Annotated in this window: 16 protein-coding genes; 4 read left to right on the forward strand and 12 right to left on the reverse strand. The window is 47.4% G+C overall.

Going from position 1 to position 17,081, the window contains the following annotated elements:
- Positions 1–39 precede the first annotated feature (39 nt).
- The 8 genes from dapB to udk all read right to left on the reverse strand — a co-directional run bounded on the left by dapB (position 40) and on the right by udk (position 7,593).
- Entirely contained in the window at positions 40–741 is a 702-nt protein-coding gene (gene dapB / locus FOT42_RS12650) for a 4-hydroxy-tetrahydrodipicolinate reductase (RefSeq protein ID WP_151890937.1), read from the reverse strand.
- A 3-nt stretch (positions 742–744) separates the two neighbouring features.
- Positions 745–1,371, reverse strand: a complete 627-nt coding sequence (locus tag FOT42_RS12655; protein ID WP_192938392.1) for a DUF5683 domain-containing protein — start codon at positions 1,369–1,371, stop codon at positions 745–747.
- On the reverse strand, positions 1,364–2,272 hold the full coding sequence (locus tag FOT42_RS12660) for a ParB/RepB/Spo0J family partition protein (RefSeq protein WP_151890938.1): 909 nt from the start codon (positions 2,270–2,272) through the stop codon (positions 1,364–1,366). Before FOT42_RS12660 ends, FOT42_RS12655 begins: the two co-directional genes overlap by 8 nt.
- The gene (locus tag FOT42_RS12665; protein WP_151890939.1) at positions 2,273–3,046 is read right to left on the reverse strand and encodes a ParA family protein; all 774 of its coding nucleotides are present in this window, start codon (positions 3,044–3,046) and stop codon (positions 2,273–2,275) included.
- A 133-nt stretch (positions 3,047–3,179) separates the two neighbouring features.
- A complete protein-coding gene (gene scpA, locus FOT42_RS12670; RefSeq protein ID WP_151890940.1) occupies positions 3,180–5,267 on the reverse strand; it encodes a methylmalonyl-CoA mutase in 2,088 nt (695 codons plus the stop codon).
- Positions 5,260–6,657: a methylmalonyl-CoA mutase subunit beta gene (locus FOT42_RS12675; protein WP_151890941.1), complete on the reverse strand. Its 1,398-nt coding sequence runs from the start codon at positions 6,655–6,657 to the stop codon at positions 5,260–5,262. Before FOT42_RS12675 ends, scpA begins: the two co-directional genes overlap by 8 nt.
- Positions 6,650–6,982 (reverse strand): FtsB family cell division protein, encoded by a 333-nt coding sequence (locus FOT42_RS12680; protein WP_151890942.1) that lies wholly within the window; start codon positions 6,980–6,982, stop codon positions 6,650–6,652. The genes FOT42_RS12675 and FOT42_RS12680 overlap by 8 nt, the downstream gene beginning before the upstream one ends.
- Positions 6,983–6,984: 2 nt before the next feature.
- Positions 6,985–7,593: a uridine kinase gene (gene udk / locus FOT42_RS12685; protein ID WP_151890943.1), complete on the reverse strand. Its 609-nt coding sequence runs from the start codon at positions 7,591–7,593 to the stop codon at positions 6,985–6,987.
- A 148-nt stretch (positions 7,594–7,741) separates the two neighbouring features.
- Between udk and FOT42_RS12690 the strand changes: the two genes are divergently transcribed.
- The 4 genes from FOT42_RS12690 to FOT42_RS12705 all read left to right on the forward strand — a co-directional run bounded on the left by FOT42_RS12690 (position 7,742) and on the right by FOT42_RS12705 (position 12,663).
- The gene (locus tag FOT42_RS12690) at positions 7,742–8,230 is read left to right on the forward strand and encodes an acyl-CoA carboxylase biotin carboxyl carrier protein subunit (RefSeq protein ID WP_151890944.1); all 489 of its coding nucleotides are present in this window, start codon (positions 7,742–7,744) and stop codon (positions 8,228–8,230) included.
- A complete protein-coding gene (accC, locus tag FOT42_RS12695) occupies positions 8,227–9,669 on the forward strand; it encodes an acetyl-CoA carboxylase biotin carboxylase subunit (RefSeq protein ID WP_151890945.1) in 1,443 nt (480 codons plus the stop codon). The genes FOT42_RS12690 and accC overlap by 4 nt, the downstream gene beginning before the upstream one ends.
- A gap of 5 nt (positions 9,670–9,674) precedes the next feature.
- Positions 9,675–11,216: an acyl-CoA carboxylase subunit beta gene (locus FOT42_RS12700; protein ID WP_151890946.1), complete on the forward strand. Its 1,542-nt coding sequence runs from the start codon at positions 9,675–9,677 to the stop codon at positions 11,214–11,216.
- Between the two features lie 232 nt (positions 11,217–11,448).
- A complete protein-coding gene (locus tag FOT42_RS12705; protein WP_151890947.1) occupies positions 11,449–12,663 on the forward strand; it encodes a multidrug effflux MFS transporter in 1,215 nt (404 codons plus the stop codon).
- Here FOT42_RS12705 and FOT42_RS12710 read toward each other — a convergent pair.
- From FOT42_RS12710 to FOT42_RS12725, 4 genes are read right to left on the reverse strand one after another with little or no spacing between them, the layout of a single operon-like run.
- Complete coding sequence (locus tag FOT42_RS12710) at positions 12,660–13,742, reverse strand: anhydro-N-acetylmuramic acid kinase (protein ID WP_151890948.1); 1,083 nt, start codon at positions 13,740–13,742, stop codon at positions 12,660–12,662. The genes FOT42_RS12705 and FOT42_RS12710 overlap by 4 nt on opposite strands.
- Positions 13,729–15,324 (reverse strand): glycoside hydrolase family 3 protein, encoded by a 1,596-nt coding sequence (locus FOT42_RS12715; protein WP_151890949.1) that lies wholly within the window; start codon positions 15,322–15,324, stop codon positions 13,729–13,731. Before FOT42_RS12715 ends, FOT42_RS12710 begins: the two co-directional genes overlap by 14 nt.
- Positions 15,317–16,597: an MFS transporter gene (locus tag FOT42_RS12720; protein ID WP_151890950.1), complete on the reverse strand. Its 1,281-nt coding sequence runs from the start codon at positions 16,595–16,597 to the stop codon at positions 15,317–15,319. The genes FOT42_RS12715 and FOT42_RS12720 overlap by 8 nt, the downstream gene beginning before the upstream one ends.
- Positions 16,594–17,076, reverse strand: a complete 483-nt coding sequence (locus FOT42_RS12725; protein WP_151890951.1) for a GNAT family N-acetyltransferase — start codon at positions 17,074–17,076, stop codon at positions 16,594–16,596. The genes FOT42_RS12720 and FOT42_RS12725 overlap by 4 nt, the downstream gene beginning before the upstream one ends.
- Between the last annotated feature and the right edge of the window lie 5 nt (positions 17,077–17,081).

Below are 17,081 nucleotides of genomic sequence, written 5' to 3' on the forward strand. Positions count from 1 at the left end.
TCTTTGTTAGACTAACCGCCTAGATTGTTGTTACGTTTTTTAGCTTAGGTTTAACACGTCCTTCATTGTAAAGACACCTGTTTTTCCCTGGATCCATTCCGCTGCGATTACGGCCCCAAGGGCAAAACCTTGTCTATTGTGCGCAGTGTGCTTTATCTCGATGCTGTCCACATCGCTTTCATAGCAGATGCTGTGGGTGCCGGGCACCATGCCTTCCCGTATTGATGTTATGGGAATGGTTTTATCTCCTGCGGTGTCCAATTTCCAATCCCTGTACGAAGAGTTTCCAATGATCCCTTCCGCCAATGTGATGGCGGTCCCACTGGGTGCATCCAGCTTTTGGGTATGGTGGATCTCTTCCATGGAAACCTTGTACTGTTCCAATTGGGACATCATTTTGGCCAAATGGGCGTTTAGTTCAAAAAAGATGTTCACGCCCAAACTGAAATTGGATGCGTAGATAAAGGCACCTTTATCTTCTTTGCACAGTTCCATAGCTTCTTCATACTGTGAAAGCCAGCCAGTAGTCCCACAGATGACCGGAACTCCATTCTTGAAACAGTTGGTGATATTTTCAAAGGCGGCATCCGGTGTACTGAAATCTATGGCAACGTCCATGGCGCCATAATCCACATTTGCCGTGCCAACATCTATTTTCGCCACAATGGTATGGCCTCTTTCTTGGGCAATTTGCTCAATCATTTTTCCCATTTTCCCATAACCGAACAAAGCAATGTTCATACACTAAAATTTTACGACCAAGGCCATTCCATAGTTGGGTTGGTTGGTCACGGGGTTTACATCTATATAGGGTTGAAAGTCAACCGCGAGATTGTCGTCGACGTTATATTGTTTCAGGTGGGCGTCCACATTGGCGTCTATGATGTTCAGGGCATAGAGCGCAATGGTGATCACCAGGGCAAGATCCCTGTCCCTTTGGGTGTTTTCCTGGGCTCCTTCTAGGGCCTCGTCGGAAATTCGGCCAAAAAATTCATCATCGGTAAAGCCTGCCAACCTGCGTTTAAAGGCGTTTCTTGCCCTTTTGTATTCGGTGTTGTTATAGGAATAAACATAGATTCCAGTGCCGATGGCGCCCCAGACAATGGGAGCTTTCCAGTAGCGTTTGTTGTAGATCTGTCCAAGACCGGGAAATACGGCAGAATAGAATGCAGCTTTGCTGGGAGCAAGTGGATTTATACTCTTCCTTTTGGCCACTTCCTCAAAAGTGATGCCTTCGCCTTCCATATTTTGGGCCAAGGAATCCACTTCTTTGGGTTGGGGTTCTTCCTTGCCTGTTTCCTCTTTTTCTTGGGAAAGTCCAATTTGGAGAAACAACAAGGCAAAGAACAAAAAGAGGAGGTTTTTATTCACCTGTCAATAATTTTTTTATTCGCTTGAACTCCTCTTCAGAGTGGAAAGGAATCACAATCTTGCCTTTTCCGTTGCTGGAAGCGGAAATGTCCACTTTTGCGGAAAGGTGTTCCTTGAGGGCCTCGATGCCCTTGGATACAAATCCGGGAACATCCTTGCTGCCTTTTTTCTTCGTGGCCGCTGTTTGGCTTTCGGGCTCCTTGTAGGCCTTCACCAATTGTTCGGTATCGCGGACGGACAGGCCATCGGAAACAATCTTTTCGTAGATGGAGATCTGGTCCTTTTTCTTGTCGATGTTGATGAGCGCCCTGCCATGTCCCATGCTGATGAACCCATCCCGCATCCCGGTTTGGATGATGGGGTCCAGTTTCAACAAGCGCAGGTAGTTGGTGATGGTGGAACGTTTTTTTCCTACGCGATCGCTCAATTTTTCTTGGGTGATCTGGATCTCGTCGATGAGACGCTGGTAGGAAAGTGCTATTTCAATGGGGTCAAGGTCTTGCCTTTGGATATTTTCCACCAAGGCCATTTCCAAGGATTCTTGGTCGTTGGCGATGCGGATGTAGGCGGGAATGGTCTCCAGGCCAACCAGTTTGGAGGCGCGGTACCTTCGTTCCCCGGATACCAATTGAAACTTGTTGAAATCAAGCTTACGAACGGTAATGGGTTGGATGATGCCCAATTCCCGAATGGAACTGGCCAATTCCTCAAGGGCCTCATCATTGAAGTTGGATCGGGGCTGAAATGGGTTCATCTCTATGGACTCGATGTCCAGTTCCACCACATTTCCTATCACCTTGTCCGCGTTTTTGTCCGAAACGGATTGGATATCGTTCTCGGGATCTTTCAATAGGGCGGACAGGCCTCTTCCCAAAGCCTGTTTTTTAGTTGCTTTCGCCATTTAAACTTTCTCCTTGTTTTTCTTCAAAATTTCGTTGGCCAAGTTAAGGTAATTGGAGGCACCTTTGCTGCTGGCATCGTATTTTATGATGCTCTCTCCATAACTTGGGGCTTCACTCAGTCTCACATTTCTTTGGATGATGGTGTCGAACACCATATCGGCAAAATGTTTCTTCACTTCTTCCACAACTTGGTTGGACAAACGCAATCTGGAATCGTACATGGTGAGTAGCATACCCTCGATGTCCAGGTCGTTGTTATGTATTTTTTGTACGCTTTTTACGGTGTTCAAGAGTTTACCAAGACCTTCCAGCGCAAAATATTCACATTGGATGGGAATCATGACCGAATCTGCGGCCGTAAGGGCGTTCAGGGTCAAAAGGCCCAAAGAAGGGGCACAATCGATCAAGACAAAATCATAGCGGTCGCCCAATCCCTTTAGGGCTTCCTTCATCATATATTCCCTGTTGTCCTTGTCCACCAGTTCTATTTCAATGGCCACAAGGTCTATGTGCGCGGGAACAAGGTCCACATTGGGCGAATCTGTTGGGATGATGACTTCATCCACGCTCATGGTATGTTCCAAAAGTTGGTAGGTGCCATGTTCCACGGAATCTACATCGATACCAAGGCCCGATGTCGCATTGGCTTGGGGGTCGGCGTCGATCAGCAATACTTTCTTTTCCAATACGCCAAGGGAGGCTGCAAGGTTTACCGTGGTGGTCGTTTTGCCCACACCGCCCTTTTGGTTCGCAATAGCAATAATCTTGCCCATTTCATAGTAAGTTAGGTGCTAAAAATACGATTATTTAAGATGCCAGAAAATGTATTTTGTTAACAAGGGGTGAATAACGGGTGCTTTGCGCGTTAAAGAAAGTTAAAGTTATCTGCGTTAGATCGTTAAGCCGTTAGCCCATCAAAATGTGGAGTATTTCTATGGCTGCATCACTGATCTTCGTACCGGGTCCGAAAACCGCTACGGCACCATGTTCCAGTAGGTGTCCATAATCTTGCTTGGGTATGACACCGCCCACAATCACCATGATGTCTTCCCTTCCCATTTTTTTGAGTTCTTCGACCACTTCCGGTACCAAGGTCTTATGGCCTCCGGCAAGGGACGAGATGCCCAGCACATGGACGTCGTTCTCCACGGCTTGTTTGGCCACTTCCGAAGGGGTCTGGAACAAGGGGCCTATGTCCACGTCAAAACCGAGGTCGGCATAGCCTGTGGCCACCACCTTTGCCCCGCGGTCATGCCCGTCCTGCCCCATCTTGGCGACCATGATCCTGGGTCTACGGCCTTCCTGAATGGCAAATTCATCAGCCATTTTTCGGGCCTTTTCAAAGCTTTCGTCGTTTTTGATCTCTTTGGAATACACTCCGGAAAAGGATTGGATTTTTGCTTTGTAGCGTCCAAAGGCACTCTCCATGGCGTCACTGATCTCACCTAGGGTAGCACGTTCTTTGGCCGCTTCCACCGCTAAAGCTAACAAATTTTCACGGTCGGTCTCCTGCTGCATTGCTTTTTTGGCCACAGTCCTTATGTTTTCGAGGGCTTTTTCCACCGCAACCGTATTTCGGGTGGATTTGATATGCTGAAGACGTTCCATTTGCTGCTTGCGGACCTTTACATTGTCCACTTCCAGGATCTGGAGGTCGTCCTCATTCTCCAATTGGTACTTGTTCACGCCCACAATAATGTCCTGTCCGCTGTCTATCCGGGCCTGTTTTTTGGCTGCAGCCTCCTCAATACGCATTTTGGGAATGCCCGATTCGATGGCCTTCGTCATTCCGCCCAGTTTTTCCACTTCCTCGATCAATTTCCAGGCTTCTTCGGCAATCTCTTGGGTCAATTTTTCAACAAGATGGCTACCGGCCCATGGATCTACTGTTCTCGTGATATGGGTTTCCTGCTGTAAATAGATTTGGGTATTTCGGGCAATTCGCGCCGAGAAATCCGTGGGAAGTGCAATGGCCTCATCCAACGCATTGGTATGCAGGCTCTGCGTGCCACCGAAAACGGCAGCCATGGCCTCAATGGTGGTCCTGGCCACATTGTTGAAGGGATCTTGCTCGGTCAAGCTCCAGCCACTGGTTTGGCTGTGGGTACGCAGCATGGACGATTTTTCATTCTTCGGTCCGAATTGTTGCACCAGTTTGGCCCAAAGCATGCGACCTGCACGCATTTTGGCAATTTCCGTGAAATGGTTCATCCCTATTCCCCAGAAAAAAGAAAGGCGAGGGGCAAATTCATCGATTTTCAAACCTGCCTTGATCCCGGTCCGGATGTATTCAATCCCGTCCGCCAAGGTGTAGGCCAATTCCATGGCCGCAGGTGCGCCAGCCTCGTGCATATGGTAGCCAGAAATACTGATGCTGTTGAATTTCGGCATATGTTTGCTGGTGAACTCGAAAATATCGGCCACCAGTTGCATGGAGGGAGTGGGAGGGTAGATGTAGGTGTTCCGCACCATGAACTCCTTCAAAATATCGTTCTGGATAGTTCCCGAAAGTTGTTCCATGGGCACGCCCTGCTCCAAGGCCGCCACAATGTAGAAGGCCATAATGGGAATCACGGCACCGTTCATGGTCATGGAAACGGACATTCGGTCCAACGGAATGCCGTCGAATAGGATTTTCATGTCCTCCACAGAATCTATGGCGACCCCGGCCTTGCCAACATCCCCAACAACACGTTCATTATCAGAATCATACCCACGGTGGGTCGGGAGGTCAAAGGCAACGGAAAGTCCTTTTTGCCCAGCTTCCAAGTTTCTACGGTAGAAGGCATTGCTCTCTTCGGCAGTGGAAAATCCTGCATATTGACGGATGGTCCATGGCCTGCTCACGTACATGGTGGAGTAGGGGCCCCGAAGGAAGGGGGAGATGCCGGCGGCGAAATTGGCATGCCTATAGTTATGAGTTATGGGTTTTGAGTTATGAGTTTCACCCAATTCTGAACTTAATTCCAAATGCTGAAGGTCCTTCCTACTCATTGTCCAATCGTTTTTGTTCCAGACTTTCTGCCAGTCTTCGGGATATAATGGGTTCAATAAGGGTTTTTCGGGGCTGGGTTTTCACAAAAGGGTATAGCTCCAGATCATCTTTCATGCGATCTTGGGGGTTCTGGTATTTGTTCGTTCCCAATGATATGATCTTGCCCTCATCAAAAAGCTGTTGTTCCTTTGCGGCACTTTCCTTGATTTTTTGTTGGATGGTCCCTTTTTTCAAGGCATCCAAAAATCCGCCCGAAGCTTCTATCTGTTTGAAGAGTGCCAATGCCTTTTCCGCCAGTTGTTGGGTGAGCGATTCGATGTAGTAAGCTCCTTCCGAAGCAGTTGAAGTGCTATCAAAATAACTTTCCTCTTTCAGTAACAACAATTGGTTTCGGGCCAAACGGCTACCAAACTCATTGTCCTTGTGGTAGATGGCGTCATAGGGGAGGTTGCACACCGTATCGGCACCGCCCAGCACGGCCGACATACATTCGGAAGTGGTACGGAGCATGTTCACGTTGTAATCGTACAGGGTCTTGTTCCGTTTGGTGGGCACGGCAAGAATGTGGCAATCGTTATTTAAATCGTATACTACGGCCAACGTGTTCCAGAGCCAACGCAATGCTTTCAATTTGGCTATTTCAAAGAAATAGTTGCTGCCCACGGCCACATCAAAAACAATCCCAGGACTTTTATCATTTACAATAACTGTATCATAGCCAAAAGTATGCAGGTACTCATGGGCATGGGCCAACCCATAGGCCAGTTGTTGTACCATGTTTGCTCCTGAGTTTTGATACATCGAAACATCTACCTTCAGGGAACATTTGATATTTGCTTTTATAGCCTTGATCAGGATGTCACTTAGAAAATGCCTATCCTTTTCCAGATTGTGGTACCAGTTTCCATCTTTGGCCAAATGACCGATAATGTCCAAGTTGAGGAATATATTTGCTTTTTGGCCGTCGGTCATGGACAAGAGCCGTTTGATGGATTCCACGTCCAAAAACCCGAAATTCAAATGTATTGGAGTTTTTTCTAAATCGATATCAGCAAGAAGGACGGAAAAATCTGTTTTTGGCTCGGGAATGGTAAAAATCAAACTGCCAGCTCCTTTTTTGAGGGCGTCCAAGGCTTTTGCATTTGCTTTTTTAGGGTCTCCGGCATAGACGCCCTCCGCAATTTGCCACGTATGGCCTTCGGGTAGGGGAAAGGTCTTGGTGCTTTCCATATCCTCCGAGTGGTAGAAGGGCTTTACCTTGATGCCCTCCAACGATTCCCAGACCAAGGTGTCGTTGTAGTCGGCTCCTTTTAGATCATATTGGATCTTCTGTTTCCATTGTTTTGCGGAAACTTCGGGGAATTCATCAAATAGGCCACTGTCAGTCATTTTGTTTGTTTTTCAAACTGTCCTCGTACTCGATAAGGAAGATTTCTTCATTTTCCTTTTTCATGTAATATTTTTCGCGGGCCAGTTTTTCCAATTCATTTTTATCCGACATCTTTTCGAGGATCTCCTTGTCCTTTGCAATTTCATCTTTGAGGAAATCCTTCTGTTTTTCCAGTTTCTTGATCTCGTTCCGCAGCTCCATGTGGATCAATAGGGAGTTGGTGTCGAAAAAGGCCATCCATATCACAAAAATGGTCAGTACCAAAATATACGTATTGGTAAAGACTTTGAACCATTTTTTCTGTTTTAATTCCTTCAGGCCCATGGCTATGCCAGTTTATTGTTGATGATGGTCCGCACAATATCCACGGCCACCGTGTTGTAGTGGTTGTTCGGGATGATGATGTCCGCAAACTCCTTCGAAGGCTCGATAAACTGTTCGTGCATCGGCTTTACGGCGGTCTGGTATCTTGTCAGCACCTTGTCCAGATCATGTCCCCGTTCCCGTATGTCGCGCTGCAACCTGCGGATCAACCGCTCATCGGAGTCGGCATGCACAAAAATCTTGATGTCGAACAGGTCGCGGAGTTTTGGGTTGCTCAGCACCAATATGCCCTCAACGATCATCACCTTTCGGGGCGGGGTCGGAATCGTCTCCTCCAAACGTGTTTCCTCCACAAAGGAATATGCGGGCATTTGGATGGTCTTTCCTTCCCTCAGTTGCACCATATGGGAGATCAACAAGTCAAAATCAATGGAGTTCGGATGGTCAAAATTGACCTTCCCACGCTCCTTCCTGTCCATGTGGGAAAGGTCGTTGTAATACGAGTCCTGTGAAATAACACCCACTTCATTTTCAGGAAGTTGGTCAACAATTTGATTGACCACCGTCGTTTTTCCACAACCGGTGCCCCCGGCAATCCCTAAGATCAGCATATGAACCAATTTGACCCCAAAAATAAACATTTGAATATATCTCTTGCCATAACCCCATCCGCAAATTACAACAAAGGATAACCGGAATGTCTTGTGCAATTCCAAACCATTACTCTTATATTTATCCAACTAACTAAAGATTATATCTATGGACAGTTCGTACTCGGTAAAGGTGGACGACAATGTTGGCTTTGCGTTTTCCCGCGAACAGATTGCGGCATTGGATTTGATCAAAACGGGCAAAACTACTTTTCACTTGCTCCAAGAAGGGCAATCCTACCATGTGGAAATCCTGGAATCCGATTTTAATGCGGGCAGATATACCATCTCTGTCAATGGCAGTGAATACTTGGCATCCATCCACACGCCATTGGATGAACTCATTCTGAAAATGGGCTTCGCTGTCAATGGGGCCAAGAACATCGATTCCATTTCCGCCCCCATGCCCGGCCTTATCTTGGATATTTTGGTAAAGGAAGGGCAAGAAGTGGACGAAGAGGACCAACTGTTGGTCTTGGAGGCCATGAAAATGGAGAACATCATCACTTCGCCGAGAAAGGGAGTGATCAAACAGGTGGCCGTGAAACAAGGTGATACGGTTGATAAAAAACAATTGTTGATAGCGTTTGAACAATGAAAAGGATATTGATAGCCAACCGCGGCGAGATTGCGGTCCGTGTGATGAAGACCGCCAAAAAAATGGGCATACAAACCGTGGCCATATTTTCAAAAGCGGATAGGAACGCACCCCATGTGCAATTTGCGGATGAAGCCGTTTGCATAGGCGAGGCACCTTCCAACCAATCCTATTTGAGAGGAGATAAGATTATTGAAGTGGCCAAGGCACTTGGTGTTGATGGCATCCACCCCGGTTATGGTTTCCTCAGCGAGAATGCCGATTTTGCCGAAGCTGTCGAGAAAAGTGGGATCACCTTCATTGGTCCCAAATCCAAGGCCATCCAAATGATGGGGAGCAAATTGGCGGCAAAAGAGGCGGTCAAGGCTTACGATATTCCCATGGTCCCGGGCATAGACGAGGCCATTACCGATGTGGCCAAAGCCAAGAAAATTGCAAAGGAGGTAGGTTATCCCATCCTCATTAAGGCGTCCGCAGGAGGTGGGGGCAAAGGAATGCGTATTGTGGAGAAGGAAGAGGAACTGGAATCGGGCATGAAACGTGCCATCAGCGAGGCCACTTCTGCATTTGGGGATGGCTCAGTATTTTTGGAAAAATATGTGAAGTCCCCCAGACATATCGAAGTACAGGTGATGGCGGACACCCACGGGAACGTTCTCCACTTTTTTGAGCGGGAATGCAGTGTGCAAAGACGGCACCAAAAAGTGGTGGAAGAGGCCCCATCCTCCATTTTGACCCCGGAACTTCGAGAAAAAATGGGCGTGGCAGCCACCAAAGTGGCCAAGGCCTGTGACTATATCGGGGCAGGTACGGTGGAATTTCTGATGGACGCCGACCACAATTTCTATTTTTTGGAAATGAACACCCGTTTGCAGGTGGAACACCCCGTTACCGAGATGATCACAGGGGTCGATTTGGTGGAATTACAGATTCGGGTGGCCCGTGGGGAAGAACTGCCCATGAAGCAGGAAGGCCTAAAAATTCAAGGACATGCCGTGGAACTTCGGGTGTATGCGGAAGACCCCTTGAACGATTTTTTGCCCAGTGTGGGAACCTTGGAAATATACAGACCGCCCAGTGGACAAGGTATCCGCGTGGACGATGGTTTTGAGGAAGGCATGGATGTTCCCATCTACTACGACCCTATGCTGTCCAAACTGATTACCTATGGTAAAACCAGGGAAGAAGCCATAGCCTTGATGCTGGACGCCATCAAGGAGTACAAGGTGAAGGGCGTACAGACCACGTTGCCGTTCGGGAGTTTTGTCTTTGCCCATGAAGCTTTCCGGTCGGGCAATTTTGACACCCACTTTGTGAAAAACCATTACGCCCCGGACGACATCAAAGAGAGCAATGCCAAACAAGCCGAAGTAGCTGCGCTGGTTGCGCTCTATCAATATTTGGAAGATAAAAAAATAGTACGGTTGCCATCAAACTGAATCCCATGGACGACAAAATAAAGACACTTCAGGAAAAAATGTCCGAAGCCGTTTTGGGCGGTGGAGAAAAGCGAATTGAAAAGCAGCATCAAAAGAAAAAACTGACGGCCCGTGAGCGGGTCCATTATTTTTTGGATGAGGGTTCTTTCGAGGAAATGGGGGCATTGGTCACCCATCGTACCACCGATTTTGACATGGACAAGGAAATATATTATGGTGATGGGGTGGTTACGGGTTATGGTACCGTCAACGGAAGACTGGTATATGTGTATGCACAGGATTTTACCGTTTTTGGTGGAGCCTTGTCCGAGACCCATGCCGAAAAGATTTGCAAGGTGATGGACTTGGCCATGAAGGTTGGGGCTCCCATTGTTGGACTGAACGATTCCGGAGGGGCCAGGATTCAGGAAGGGGTACGATCTTTGGGAGGCTATGCCGATATTTTTTACCGAAACGTACAGGCTTCGGGTGTGATTCCGCAAATTTCGGCCATTATGGGCCCCTGTGCGGGTGGTGCTGTCTATTCCCCGGCCATGACGGATTTTATCGTGATGGTGGAGGAGACCAGCTATATGTTCGTCACAGGTCCGAATGTGGTGAAAACGGTGACCAATGAGGAGGTCACTTCCGAGGAATTGGGTGGGGCCAGTACTCATGCAGCGAAGTCGGGTGTGGCACACCGAACGGCTTCCAATGATGCCACTTGTTTGGACGATATCAAAAGATTGTTGGACTACCTGCCCCAGAACAACAAAGAATTGCCCAAACAGAAACCTTACGAACTGGGCGATGAGATTCGGGAGGAACTTTCCAACATTGTTCCTGATAACCCCAACAAGCCGTACGATATGCATGATGTGATCCAAGGCATCATCGATGGCGATTCGTTCTATGAGATCCATAAGGACTTTGCGGAAAACATCATCACGGGCTTTGCCCGTTTGGGAGGGCGGAGCATTGGGGTCATTGCCAACCAGCCCATGTTTTTGGCAGGGGTGTTGGATGTCCGGAGTTCGCAGAAAGCGGCCCGTTTCACCCGTTTTTGTGATGCGTTCAACATTCCATTGCTTGTTTTGGTGGATGTCCCTGGGTTTTTACCGGGAACGGACCAGGAATGGAGTGGGATCATTATGCACGGAGCCAAATTGCTCTATGCGCTCAGCGAGGCGACCGTTCCACGGGTGACGGTGATCACCCGTAAGGCGTATGGCGGTGCCTACGATGTAATGAATTCCAAGCATATTGGGGCCGACTTCAACTTTGCATGGCCCACTGCCGAGATTGCGGTAATGGGGGCCAAGGGAGCCAGCGAGATCATTTTTAGGCGCGAGATTGCCGCTTCCGATGATCCAGTGGCCAAATTGAAGGAGAAAGAGACCGAATATGCCGAAAAATTTGCCAACCCCTATCGAGCGGCGGAACGCGGTTTCATTGATGAGGTCATCTTGCCGAAGGAAACCAGGCGCAAACTGCTGAAAGCCTTTGCCATGTTGGAGAAAAAAGAAGTGCAGGCCCCTTGGAAGAAGCATGGGAACATTCCGTTGTAGGTTTTTTGGGGGTTTGGTACGAATTGCACCACTTTTCATTGATTGAATTGTGAATATAGCTTCATGATGTCATTGGGAAATGACGAACGTAGGGACGATTGAGAAATCTTTTTAGTTTTTTGGGATTTCACACGTTAGTTCGAAATGCCCCATAGACAAAGCTTATATGAAAATAACATTAAACCTATCTTAAAAGCTTTCTTCGTCCATAGGGGATGCCTAATTTTGCGGCATGCAAAAAGAAACCCAAAAACCCCATTTTGAATTTGTAGCCATGATGGCCGCCTTGATGTCCATTGTTGCCCTGGCCATTGATGCCATTCTGCCCGCTATTTCAAATATTGGTGAGGCCATCAACAGTCTGGATCCAACGGACAATCAATTGCTGGTCACCATGATTTTCCTGGGGTTGGGTGTGGGACAATTGTTTTTTGGTCCCATATCCGACAGTTTTGGCAGAAAACCTGTGGTATATGTTGGTTTCATCATTTTTTTGGTGGCCAGCATCATCTGTCTCTATGCACCATCATTGGAAGTCATGGTCGTGGGAAGGATTTTTCAGGGGATAGGGCTTTCGGCCCCACGCACCATATCCATTTCCATCATCCGAGATACGTATGAAGGTGATTATATGGCCAAGGTCATGTCCTTCGTCGTGGCCTTCTTCATATTGGTGCCCGTAGTGGCCCCTGCCGTAGGCAAATTGATCTTGGATGCTGCGGGATGGCAGGCCATTTTTTATGTGCAGTTGTTCTTTGCCTTGGTGGTTGCACTTTGGTTTTGGAAACGACAGCCGGAGACCTTGCACCCCGAATATAAGATTCCGTTCACGGGCCATGTCTTTATCGATGGCCTGAAGGAGTTTGTAAGGCATAGGGAAACGGTTGCGTTTACATTGACCTCCGGGTTGGTCACAGGTGCATTCTTGGTGTATTTGAGTTCCGCCCAGCATATTTTTGAAGACCAATATGCGTTGAAGGAAATGTTCCCCTACATTTTTGCCGGATTGGCCATTTCCATTGGACTTTCCACTTTTTTGAACGGTACCTTGGTGATGCGCTTCGGGATGCGAAAACTGTCCTTGATGGCCACTATCGTATTTTGTGTGGTAGCCCTTCTGTATTCCATTTTATTTCTGAACTCGCCCAACCCCAGTATCTATGTGTTGGTCGGTTTTTTGTCCGTACAATTTTTCTGTCTTGGATTTATGTGGGGAAATTTCCGTTCCATCGCCATGGAGCCCATAGGCCATATTGCCGGGATTGGGGCTGCAATCAATGGTTTTGTTTCCACGATTCTCTCCATTCCTATCGCAACTTTCATTGGGGTGTTTGTGAAGGATAGTGTGTGGCCACTTTTTGCTGGATTGGCTGTTTGCGGACTGTGTGCCCTTGCCATTTTCTTGATGGTGAGAAAGCCGAGACGACGAAGGTTGGCTGCTGTTTAATCCAAATTGGGAAGAAAGACCTCCCCACTGCAGGAGTCTGATGTGGCACCGGTAACGGAACGCAACACATTGGTTTTTCCTTCCAAACGCAGCACACCCATCAATGCAAAGACCAAGGCTTCTTTGTAGGCAATCAATGTCTTGCTTGGAATGAACACTTCAATGTTCGGCCCCAGTTTTTCCCGAAGGGTGTCCATGAAAAATTGATTGAGCGCCCCACCACCCGTAGCGAGCAGTTTGCGCTTCGATTTGCCCTGGTGTTTATGGACGGCAAAGGCAATTTGTTCGCAATTATGGTGAATGAAAGTGTGCAATAAATCTTCATTGGAAATTTTCGAAGCCTCGATAAGGGGCACAATTTTGGAAGTAAACCACTCATATCCCGTTGACTTGGGGTAGGGCAATTGATAATATTCCAAACTGTTCAACTTTTTGAGAAGATCATGGTCCAACTTTCCGTAACGGGCCAACTTTCCATTTTCATCATAGCCCAGACCCATTTTATGGGTAATATAGTTCAAGGGCATATTGGCCAAACCGATGTCATAGGCAATGCGTTCACCATTTTTATCAAAAGAAATATTGCTGATGCCTCCCAAATTCAAACAAAAATCATATTCGTGGAAGAGTAATTTATCGCCAATCGGGACCAATGGGGCGCCTTGTCCCTTTAGGGACACATCTTTGGCCCGGAAATCGCACACCACTTTTTTCCCACTGGTATTCGCCAAGAGTTGTCCATCACCCAATTGAAAAGTGATGCCGTCGTGCGGTCTATGGTGGGACGTGTGGCCATGGCTGGCAATAAAATCCACATCGCCATCAATTTCCTTTATAAAAGTTTTCGCCTGTTCCCCCAACCAAATACCATAGTCCCTGTGCAACTGCGTATGGTCTTTTTCGGATAGGTAAATGGCATTTTTGAGTCGTTCCCTCATTTTATCGGTATAGGAAACATCTTTAGTGTGCTTGATGGAGTAGTTCCAATGTCCGTTTTCCTGCCAAATATGGCAAAGGGCCATGTCCAGCCCATCCAGTGATGTGCCCGACATCAACCCCAATACGTTATAGCTGCTCATAAAATTTGGTTTTAAGTTGGATGGGAAGCATTCCTTTTGCTTTAATTTTTCCTATAAAATGGTCGAAGGCAACATCTTGAAATTCAGGAAAATTTTGATAGGCCAAGACCACATTGGAACTTGGCCGCAACTTCAAAATATCCAGCACATACGGGTTGCCAAAAAGATAGATCAAGCTATTTTTTTCTGCTATGAGCCTGTGGATGCTTGCCAAGGTTTTTTCATCAAAGCCAAACAGGTTTTTGGGTTTTACGGCGGGTGGGAAGATGCCCAGCACCATATTTTTGATATCGGAAGATAGAGCGCTGTTCAAATTGATGGTTTTTGACCCAAAATGTGCCGAAATCTGCTCGGAAAAACTGTTTTCTTTGCCAAAACACACCGAAACGTTCAAAAAACCGGAAGATTTTAGTTGCTCAAGGGCAGCAACATCCCCATACAGTTCTGTGATGGTTTTCTCGGCAATTTCACGGTTCAGTTTGGAATGCAGGTCAGTGTTAGGTTTTTCAGATCGTGAATTTTCTACAAACACTTTGTGTTTAAGGTTCCATATCCTGTCAAAACTCTGTTGGATTCTTTCCTCCGAGGCATTCGTCAATATTTCATCGATCCCTTCTTTTACATGCTCACTGAAGCATAGCACATCCATGCCTGCTTCAAAAGCGGCCTGTTCCAATTTTCCTTTTTGGGGATATTTTTTGGAGACGGCGTGCATGTTCAGGGCATCTGAAATGATAACACCCTCAAAACCCATTTGTTTCCTGAGGAGAGCGGTAATGATTTTTGATGAAGTGGTCGATGGATTTTGGTCGTCCAATTGGGGCAGCAACAAATGGCCCACCATCACGGAATCCACTCCTTTGTTGATGAGTTCCTGAAATGGGAACAGTTCATTTTCTTTTAACTCTACCAATGATTTGTCGATGACGGGCAACCCCAAATGAGAGTCGGTCGCTGTATCCCCATGACCGGGAAAGTGTTTGATGGAGTTCAGCGTCCCGGTACTTTTCATTCCCCGAATGAAAGCTTCGGATTTGGCCAACACCTTTTCTTTGTTTTCCCCGAACGAACGGTAGCCGATCACAGGGTTTTCAGGATTGTTGTTGATGTCCACCACCGGGGCAAGGTTCCACTGAATGCCAGCAGCCCTGCAATCCCATCCGATATGCTGTCCCACTTGATAGATGAGATTTTCACCCCCGTTCAGTGCGCCCAGGGTAATGGCGTAAGGAAACTGAGGAGTGTTCTCAATGCGCATGGCCAACCCCCATTCGGCATCGATGGCCACTAAAAGAGGGATTTCAGCTGCTTTTTGATATTGGGCGATGAGTTCCTTTAATCGGTCGTAGCTTTTGGCATTGTGCACCACTTTTTTCTTTCCTTCAAAATTGGTGGCAGCACTGGCCCTACTATGGAAAAAGCAGATGGATCCCACATGGTATTCCTTGATGAGCCTTTCCATTTTTTGGACTTCTTCCTCGGTATCGTTGATGAAAACCGCGGGCATGAACAATTGTCCCACTTTTTCTCTTAGGGTCAATTCTTTCTTTGAAAGCGTATAAGTTTGATGGGTGTCAGTCATTGGTGTCAACAGTTTTTTTGCCATAATCTTCGGGGTATTTCAAAAAGCGCAGTACCACAAATGCGGGTAGCGCGGCAATCACAACCCAAGTAAAGAAGCCACCATAGCCCAACCATTCCTGTATATATCCGCTGAGCATGCCGGGGAGCATCATCCCGAGGGCCATAAATCCAGTGGCGATGGCATAATGCGATGTTTTCGAAGCGCCTTCGGCCACGTAGATCAAGTACATCATGAATGCGGCAAACCCAAAGCCATACCCAAATTGCTCGATCACCACGGTGCCCACCACGGCAAACATGCTGGTGGTCTGGGTTATCGCCAAAAGGGCATAAAGGGCATTGGGCAGGTTGAGGGCCAGCAACATGGGCAGCATCCATTTTTTAAGACCGTCCCTTGAGATCAGGATTCCGCCCAAGATTCCGCCCAGGGATAGCATGATGATGCCCACCGTGCCATAGATGGTACCCACGGCTTCCGTGGAATAGGCCAGTCCGCCCACCTCGAGTTTGTCCAAAAGGAAGGGGGAGGCCATTTTTACCAATTGGGATTCGCCCAAGCGGTAGGTAAGGATGAACAGGAGTGCCCAACCTATCTGTTTTTTCTTGAAAAAGGAAGCGAACACCTCAAAAAAGCCCACTTGTTTTTCTTTGGGTCGGGGTGCTGTTTCTTCAAACTTGGGCGTAGCAAAAAAGTTGGAAATGGTGAGAGCGATCATCAAAACGGCGGCACTGATCATGGTCATGGACCAAGCTTTGGTGTTGTCGCCATATTTGTTTTCCAAAAATCCAGCGAAAATGACCAAGAGCCCCTGTCCGGTCACCATGGCCAATCGGTAAAATGTGCTGCGAAGGCCAATGAAAAAAGACTGCTTTTTTTGAGTGAGACCGATCATGTAATAGCCATCCGAAGCAATATCGTTGGTGGCGGAGGCGAAGGCGGCCATCCAGAAAAATGCCAAGGTAATGGTGAAAAAGGAATTGGAGGGCAGGAACAGTCCAATTCCCAAAAATGCAAGGGCGATGACCAATTGCATGCCCAGAAACCATTTTCGTTTGGTGCCGTTCAGGTCCACAATGGGACTCCATAAGGGTTTGATGACCCAAGGTAAATAGAGCCAACTGGTGTACAGCCCTATTTCGGCGTTGCCGATGCCCAACCGCTTGTACATGATTACGGAGACCGTGACCACCAGAATGTAGGGAATCCCTTGGGTAAAGTATAAAAAGGGAATCCACAACCAGGCATTTTTATCTTTTGGGGCTACATTCATTTGGGATGTTTTAATAAGTTCTGGTAGATGCTTTTCTCCGATTTTTCGATGATAGTGGCACCTACGGTTTTTTCATAATAACTAGCAGGGCCGACCCCACCGATGATGGCGTAGGCATATCCCATTTCCTTCAGGGCGAGCAAGGATTTCACCAAGAGGATCTTGCCTAAGTTTTTGCCCCGTTCTGAAGGAAGAACACCCGTAGGTCCAAAAAAGTTCTTTGCGGTACTCTCAAAACAGGCAAAACCTAAAATTTCCTGCTCCCGTTGGGCAATGAAACAATTCACGGGCAAGGCCGTGAAGGCAGCTTCGGTCTCATCTGCCCAGTTTGTGCTGAAATGCTTGCCGACCCAGTCCACCACAATGCTTTTTTCGGGAGGAATGGGCCTTTTGAAAACGATGCCCTCTTTCTCCAAAAGTTCTTTTTCTTCTTTGGAGATTTCAGGAAGGTCCATAAGTCGAACAAGCATGTCGTGCATATCGG

The organism is Flagellimonas hadalis, assembly GCF_007785775.2.
GTDB lineage: Bacteria > Bacteroidota > Bacteroidia > Flavobacteriales > Flavobacteriaceae > Flagellimonas > Flagellimonas hadalis.

Bases quoted from the DNA above. Each gene is read 5' to 3' on its own strand.
- FOT42_RS12690 (WP_151890944.1), top strand. From the start codon at position 7,742: ATGGACAGTTCGTACTCGGTAAAGGTGGACGACAATGTTGGCTTTGCG.
- FOT42_RS12675 (WP_151890941.1), bottom strand. From the start codon at position 6,657: ATGACTGACAGTGGCCTATTTGATGAATTCCCCGAAGTTTCCGCAAAA.
- FOT42_RS12715 (WP_151890949.1), bottom strand. From the start codon at position 15,324: ATGACTGACACCCATCAAACTTATACGCTTTCAAAGAAAGAATTGACC.
- FOT42_RS12720 (WP_151890950.1), bottom strand. From the start codon at position 16,597: ATGAATGTAGCCCCAAAAGATAAAAATGCCTGGTTGTGGATTCCCTTT.
- FOT42_RS12660 (WP_151890938.1), bottom strand. From the start codon at position 2,272: ATGGCGAAAGCAACTAAAAAACAGGCTTTGGGAAGAGGCCTGTCCGCC.
- dapB (WP_151890937.1), bottom strand. From the start codon at position 741: ATGAACATTGCTTTGTTCGGTTATGGGAAAATGGGAAAAATGATTGAG.
- accC (WP_151890945.1), top strand. From the start codon at position 8,227: ATGAAAAGGATATTGATAGCCAACCGCGGCGAGATTGCGGTCCGTGTG.
- FOT42_RS12700 (WP_151890946.1), top strand. From the start codon at position 9,675: ATGGACGACAAAATAAAGACACTTCAGGAAAAAATGTCCGAAGCCGTT.
- udk (WP_151890943.1), bottom strand. From the start codon at position 7,593: ATGCTGATCTTAGGGATTGCCGGGGGCACCGGTTGTGGAAAAACGACG.
- FOT42_RS12665 (WP_151890939.1), bottom strand. From the start codon at position 3,046: ATGGGCAAGATTATTGCTATTGCGAACCAAAAGGGCGGTGTGGGCAAA.
- scpA (WP_151890940.1), bottom strand. From the start codon at position 5,267: ATGAGTAGGAAGGACCTTCAGCATTTGGAATTAAGTTCAGAATTGGGT.
- FOT42_RS12680 (WP_151890942.1), bottom strand. From the start codon at position 6,982: ATGGGCCTGAAGGAATTAAAACAGAAAAAATGGTTCAAAGTCTTTACC.
- FOT42_RS12705 (WP_151890947.1), top strand. From the start codon at position 11,449: ATGCAAAAAGAAACCCAAAAACCCCATTTTGAATTTGTAGCCATGATG.
- FOT42_RS12725 (WP_151890951.1), bottom strand. From the start codon at position 17,076: ATGCACGACATGCTTGTTCGACTTATGGACCTTCCTGAAATCTCCAAA.
- FOT42_RS12710 (WP_151890948.1), bottom strand. From the start codon at position 13,742: ATGAGCAGCTATAACGTATTGGGGTTGATGTCGGGCACATCACTGGAT.